The organism is Methylobacterium terricola, assembly GCF_006151805.1.
GTDB classification, from domain to species: domain Bacteria; phylum Pseudomonadota; class Alphaproteobacteria; order Rhizobiales; family Beijerinckiaceae; genus Methylobacterium; species Methylobacterium terricola.
Genome location: NZ_VDDA01000075.1, coordinates 1 through 6,441 on the forward strand (window position 1 = coordinate 1; position 6,441 = coordinate 6,441).

Below are 6,441 nucleotides of genomic sequence, written 5' to 3' on the forward strand. Positions count from 1 at the left end.
CCGTGGCCGCCGCGCCGATCGCCGCGCCGGTCAGGCCGCCGAGGGCGGCGCCGCCGGCGGCGCGGTCGCCGGGGGTGTTGCAGGCGCCGACCGAGAGCGCCAGGGCGCCGGCGAGCGTAGCGGCGATGAGCTTCTTCATGGTGTGATCCCCTCGTGCGTGTCGCGGTCTCTGGCCCTGGGCCTCATGCCCGCGCCGCTGCCTCCCAGCTTAGCCGTGCCGCAGCTTAACGCCAAATGAGCTTGGCCGTGCGATGGTTCCCCGGCGCGGGCCTGGCTGGGAAACGAACCGTTAAGGTGCGGCAGCGGGGCCACACCGGGCCGGAGGCAGGGGCCTGCCGCACGCCCGGCAAATGCTCTACACGGAGCGCCAGACCCGCGAGGAACCCTCCGCCGATGCAGCGCGCCACCACCATCGTCCGCAAAGCCGCCGTTCGCCCCGACGCCGTCGCCGACGAGGTCGCCCTCGACCACGCCGCCCGCTCGCGCCGCAGCGCCGAGCTGACCGCGCGGGGCGGCCTCGCCTTCCGGCTCGATCTCGACCGCGAGACCACGCTCGAGGACGGCGACGCGGTGCGCCTGGACGACGGCAAGCTGGTGCGCATCCTCGCCGCCCCGCAGGCGCTGCTCGCGGTCAAGGCCGAGAACCCGGTCCGCCTGACCCGCCTCGCCTGGCAGCTCGGCAGCAACCACGTCCAGGCCGAGGTGACGGCGGACGCCGTCTACGTCCTCGACGATCCGGTGGTGGCCGAGCTGATCCGTGGCCAGGGCTGCACCGCCACGGCGCTCCAGCGCCCGTTCCGCCCGGAGAAGGAGGTGGAGGCGCACGACCACAGCACCTGCGGGCATGACCATCACCACGGCCATGCGCACCAGGGGCACGAGCATCATGCTCACGACCACGGGCATCACGGCCACGACCATCATGATCATGACCATCATGATCATGGCCATCCCCATCAGCACGCCCACGCGCATGACCACCACGCGCATGACCACCACGCGCATGACCACCACGTGCATGATCACGGTCACGTCCACGGCCCGAACTGCAAGCACGGTCACTGACCCGTTCCCCACCCTCGATGGGCTCGGCATGGACAAGGCCGGGCGGATCACCACCTGACGACCATGACCGACACGCCCTCGCCCTGGCGCTTCTCGATTGCGCCCATGATGGACTGGACTGACCGCCATTGCCGGGCCTTCCACCGCACCCTCTCGGCCCGCGCCCTGCTCTACACCGAGATGGTGACGACCGGCGCGGTGCTGCACGGGCCGCGGGAGCGGCTGATCGGCTTCGATGCCCTGGAGCACCCGGTGGCGATCCAGCTCGGCGGGTCGGATCCGGGCGATCTCGCGGCCGCCGCCCGCATCGCGGAGGCGTTCGGCTACCGCGAGGTGAACCTCAATGTCGGCTGCCCGTCCGACCGAGTGCAGGACGGGCGCTTCGGCGCCTGCCTGATGCGCGAGCCGGCTTTGGTCGGCGACTGCGTCGCTGCCATGAAGGCTGCCGTCTCGGTGCTGGTGACGGTGAAGTGCCGCATCGGCGTCGACGATCAGGATCCCGAGGCGGCGCTCGACGCGCTGACCGCGTCAGTGCGGGCCGCTGGCGTCGACGCGCTGATCGTGCATGCCCGCAAGGCGTGGTTGAAGGGCCTGTCGCCGAAGGAAAACCGCGACATCCCGCCCCTCGATTACGGCCGGGTCCATCGGCTCAAGGCCGCGAATCCCGATTTGCCCGTCGCCCTCAACGGCGGCCTGCAGGACCTCGCGACCGCCAGGGCCGCGCTGGAGCCGGTGGACGGTCTCGCCCTCGACGGGGTCATGCTCGGCCGTGCCGCCTATGCCGAGCCGGCCCTGCTGCTGGGCGTCGATCCGGAGCTGTTCGGCGCGCCGGCACCGGTGGCCGACCCGTTCGCGGCGATTGAGGCCTACGAGCCCTACATCGCGAAACGGCTCGAGGAGGGGCTTCGCCTGCACGCGATGACCCGGCACATGCTCGGCCTGTTCAACGGGAGGCCGGGGGCGCGGCCGTATCGCCGCCACCTCTCGGTCGCCGGCACGCGGCCGGATGCCGGCCTGCACACCCTGCGCGAGGCGGTGGGTTTCGTCTCCCGCGAGCCGGCGAGCGAAGCGGCCTGAGGACCGAACCTTCCGTCAGCTTGGCAGCCGGCTGGTCCGCGGGCATGGTCGGCTCCGAATTCGCGCGAGGGAATGGCGGACCGGATGATCGCACTCGATGACGGGGCGCCTGCGCCGCTCGGCGCCCATTTCGACGGGCGCGGAGTCAATTTTGCGCTCTTCTCCGCCCATGCCACCGCGGTGGACCTGTGCCTGTTCGACCCCACCGGACGGGTGCAGACCGAGGTGGTCCGGCTGCCGCGGCGCACCGACGACGTCTGGCACGGCCACCTCTCGGGCGTGCTGCCGGGGCAGCTCTACGGCTACCGGGTCCACGGCCCCTGGGAGCCGGGGCGGGGCCACCGCTTCAACCCGCACAAGCTCCTCCTCGACCCCTATGCCCGCGAGATCCACGGCCGGGTGCGCTGGCACGACGCGCTCTATCCCTATCGCCGCGGCAGCCATCGCGAGGACGTGCTCGACCGGCGCGACAGCGCTCCGATGATGCCGAAGGGCGTGGTGACGGCGCCCGAGGCGCCGGTCCACGACGATCCGCCGCTCCGTCATCCGCTGGTCGACAGCGTGATCTACGAGGCCCATGTCCGGGCCCTGACCCAGACGCATCCGGGCGTGCCCCTGCCCTGGCGCGGCACCTACGCGGCTCTGGGCCATCCGGCGATCGTCGATCACCTCGTGCGCCTCGGGGTCACGGCGATCGAGCTCCTGCCGATCCAGGCCTTCGTCGACGACCGTTTCCTGGTCGAAAAAGACCTGACCAATTTCTGGGGCTACTCGCCGCTCAACTACTTCTCGCCGGAGCCGCGCTATCTCGGTCCCGCGGGCACCGCCGGCCTGAAGAGCGCGATCCGCCAGCTCCACGCCGCCGGCATCGAGGTGCTGATCGACGTGGTCTACAACCACACCTGCGAGGCCGACCATACCGGCCCGAGCCTGTCGTTCCGCGGCATCGACAATGCGAGCTACTACAAGCTCCAGCCCGAGGATCCCCGCCGCGACATCGATTGCACCGGCTGCGGCAACACCCTCGACGTGGCGGTGCCGCGGGTGATGCAGATGGTGCTGGATTCCCTGCGCCACTGGGTCGAGGCCTACCGCATCGACGGCTTCCGCTTCGATCTCGCATCCAGCCTCGCCCGCTCCCCCTACGATTTCACGCCGCGCGCCGCGGTGCTGCAGGCGATGGCGCAGGACCCGGTCCTGTCGCGGGTCAAGCTCATCGCCGAGCCGTGGGACATCGGCATGGGCGGCTACCAGCTCGGCGGCTTCCCCGTCGGCTGGAGCGACTGGAACGACCAGTTCCGCGACGCGGCCCGCGGTTTCTGGCGGGGTGATTCCGGCCAGTTGCCGAAGCTGACGCAAGGGCTCACCGGCTCGAAGGAGATTTTTTCCGCCTCCGGCCGGGGGCCTGGCGCCAGCGTCAACTTCATCGCCTCCCACGACGGCTACACGCTCGCCGACGTCGTCGCCTACGAGGAGAAGCACAACGAGGCCAACGGCGAGGGCAACCGCGACGGCCACGGCCACAACGTCTCGCGCAATTACGGCGTCGAGGGCCCGACCGACGATCCGGCGATCCTGTCGATGCGCGCGCGCCAGAAGCGCAACCTGCTCGCCACGATCCTGCTCGCCCAGGGCGTGCCGATGCTCCTGATGGGCGACGAGCGCTCGCGCAGCCAAGGCGGCAACAACAACGCCTATTGCCAGGACAATCCCATCTCCTGGGTCGACTGGGCGGATGACGGCGGCGATCCGGCCCTGACCGGGTTCGTGAGGAACCTCCTGGCGCTGCGCCGCGAGCACCGGGCGCTGCGCCGTCGCAAGTTCCTGACCGGCGAGACCGTGGCGCCGGGGGACCTGAAGGACGTCCACTGGCTCTCGCCCTGCGGCGCCGAGATGGACGATGCGGCCTGGGGCGACGGCGAGCGCCGGGCCTTCGGCATGCAGATCGGCAACGATGCGCCGGACGGGCGGCGGCTCCTGGTCCTCGCCAATGCGGGGGAGGGGGCGCTGGATTTCCGGATCGCCGCGGTCATCGGCGGGCCGTGGACGCCGCTATTCGATACGACGGCGGTGGATGGACGACCGGTCGGGCGGGAGGTGGTGCAGGCGGGTGGCAGCCTGCGGCTGCCCGGACGGGCGCTCCTGGTTCTGGCGCGGGACGTCGCCTAGCGCACGCGGCCCCCGGATCGATCCAGTCATCCCCTGGCGCCTCGGCATCGACGTGTCGATGCCGAGGCGCCAGGGGATCAGAGGTCGGAGCCTCCGGGAGGCCAGAGGCGGTTCAGGAGCTCAGATCTTCTCCTTGCCGAGGGCATCCAGCGCCGGGCCGAGGCCGCGCAGGGACAGCGAGACTGCCACCTCCCGCCCGTCCGCATCCTTGAACGCGATCCGGCCTGCCTCCTCGGCCTTGCGCCAGCCGCTCAGCACCGCGTCTGCGGCGGCGCCATCCGCCACGCACGCGCCGGGGATGCATCGCCGCCATGCCAGGTCGAGGCCGTTCTTGGCGTCCTTGCCCTCCGCCACCCGTACGCTCGACGGGAAGCTGACATTGGCCGGCAGCAGCACCGTCATGCGCAGGCCGTCCTGCCCGGGCAGGCGGCCGATCGCGATCTGCGCCACGGGTGCCGCCTGGCCTTGCGCCTGGATGGTCTGCGACACCTCGCAGACCCGGCTGGGGGCCTCCCCACTCAGCCGCTGGCAGCGCAGGATCCAGTCGCCGTAGGTCGCGGTCGTCAGCCCGGGCTCGGCCGGGACCGTCGGCGCAGCCTCGGCGGCCGGCTTGGATTTGGGGGATTGCGCGACCGCCGGCGCGCCGGCGAGGCCGGCGAGCAGGCCTGAGGTGATGAGCACCGAAGGCAGGGCGAGGCGCATGTCGCACGAGGGGGGCAGGAAAGAACGGAGCATCAGGCGGCATCGGTCAGGGTGGCGGGCGCCGCGGGGGCGGGGAGGCTGGGCACGAGGAAGTCGGCAACGGCCTGCAGGCTGACGAGGTGGGCGTAGATCATCGCCAGCCAGCCCTCGCGGCGCAGTCGGGCGAAGGCCTCCTCCGGCAGGGCGGCCAGGGCGGCCTCGTCGACGCCGAGCGCGCCGTGCAGGGTGTGGCTCTCGCCGCTGAGCGGGTGCTGCACCTGGATGGTGAGGGCGCGCAGCAGCTTGAGATCCTGCAAAAGGCGCCCGAAGGCGGCGGTGCGCCGGGCGGCCTCGGCGTAGTCGGCGACGAGGCGGATCCGCTCCCGCAGCAGCGGCGTCTCCTGCCCGTCCTCGGTGAAGAGCGGCAGGCTCGCTGCATTCGCCTCCGCCGGCTCGGCGGCGCCGTGGCGATGGAGCAGGTCGCTCTCGGCGTCGATGCAGGCCAGGGGCTCGGTGCCCTCGCTCTCGCCCAGGATGAACGGGTAGCGGCGCAGATAGGCGGGCAGGTAGCGGCCGGTCCAGGTGCCCTGATCGTCGATGAGGGCGCAGTGTCCCGGGGCGGCGCCGACGAGGAAGACCGGCACGGGGCCGAGGCTCTCGGGCAGGAAGACGACGGGCAGGTGGCGGCAGGCGGCGCCGATCTCCTCGGCCAGTGCCGGGACGAGGTGGCTGGCCCTGGCGAAGGCGAAGCGCTGCGGCTGGGCGAGGTGCCAGGCACGGTGGGCGTCACGGTCGAGGGGGACGACCGAGCGGTAGAACAGGGGCAGGGCGCTCATGCGACTTTCGACGGTTGTGTCCGGAAGGTGGGATGGATCGTGCCCGTCAGGGGGCAACGGGGGTAGCGCTGGCCTGGGGCCGGATCGTCGAGCCGAGCGGCGCGGCGGGCGGCGTCACGGGCGGAACGATGAAGCATCCGCCGGCCATGAGGCAGACGACCGTCTTGTCGAACCGCGGGTCGGTGACCGGCTGCGCCGCGGTTTGCACAACGCTCCGCACGGGTTGCGGCAGGAGGACGGATGGCGTCTGAGCGTTATTGGGGAGGCTCTGAACCGTACTTGCGAAACTGGCTTCGGTTGCGGCGATGCCGCCCTGGACAGAGCTTGCGGTCGGCTGGGTGATGGTGAGGTCGGCTCCGAGATAGGTGAGAGTGTAGTTCGCGGACGCTCTCAGAGCCTGTTTGACTATGAAGAGCTGTATTGGTGCCGCTCATAGGCCTGCATGAGCCTATGGCAATTGGCGATACTGATGCTGTCCTCGGCCGCCGCTGGGCTGTGCTCCCAGTGGCGGGTCAGGCGGCGGTAGCGCGTCGAGAGCGTGCCGAACGTCGCCTCGATCCGCCAGCGCAGCGGCAGCGGCTGGAAGCCCGTGGCCTGCGCCTCACGGGTGGAG

At 71.3% G+C, this 6,441-nt stretch carries 5 protein-coding genes and 1 pseudogene; 3 read left to right on the forward strand and 3 right to left on the reverse strand.

Annotated features, from left to right (window positions below; translation table 11 throughout):
- The first annotated feature begins 393 nt into the window (after positions 1–393).
- The 3 genes from FF100_RS36400 to glgX all read left to right on the forward strand — a co-directional run bounded on the left by FF100_RS36400 (position 394) and on the right by glgX (position 4,311).
- Positions 394–1,065 (forward strand): urease accessory protein UreE, encoded by a 672-nt coding sequence (locus tag FF100_RS36400; protein WP_139040875.1) that lies wholly within the window; start codon positions 394–396, stop codon positions 1,063–1,065.
- Between the two features lie 63 nt (positions 1,066–1,128).
- Positions 1,129–2,142, forward strand: a complete 1,014-nt coding sequence (dusA, locus tag FF100_RS36405) for a tRNA dihydrouridine(20/20a) synthase DusA (RefSeq protein WP_139040876.1) — start codon at positions 1,129–1,131, stop codon at positions 2,140–2,142.
- Positions 2,143–2,226: 84 nt separating this feature from the next.
- A complete protein-coding gene (gene glgX, locus FF100_RS36410) occupies positions 2,227–4,311 on the forward strand; it encodes a glycogen debranching protein GlgX (RefSeq protein ID WP_139040877.1) in 2,085 nt (694 codons plus the stop codon).
- A gap of 120 nt (positions 4,312–4,431) precedes the next feature.
- On the opposite strand, the gene FF100_RS36415 is transcribed toward glgX, so the two are convergent.
- The 3 genes and pseudogenes from FF100_RS36415 to FF100_RS36425 form a co-directional block, all read right to left on the reverse strand.
- A complete protein-coding gene (locus FF100_RS36415) occupies positions 4,432–5,046 on the reverse strand; it encodes an invasion associated locus B family protein (protein WP_246102794.1) in 615 nt (204 codons plus the stop codon).
- Positions 5,046–5,828 carry a SapC family protein gene (locus FF100_RS36420; RefSeq protein WP_139040878.1) on the reverse strand — a complete coding sequence of 261 codons (783 nt, stop codon included), beginning with the start codon at positions 5,826–5,828 and terminating at the stop codon, positions 5,046–5,048. Before FF100_RS36420 ends, FF100_RS36415 begins: the two co-directional genes overlap by 1 nt.
- Before the next feature lie 405 nt (positions 5,829–6,233).
- A pseudogene (locus tag FF100_RS36425) lies at positions 6,234–6,441 on the reverse strand (IS5-like element ISMpo5 family transposase); the annotation flags it as partial.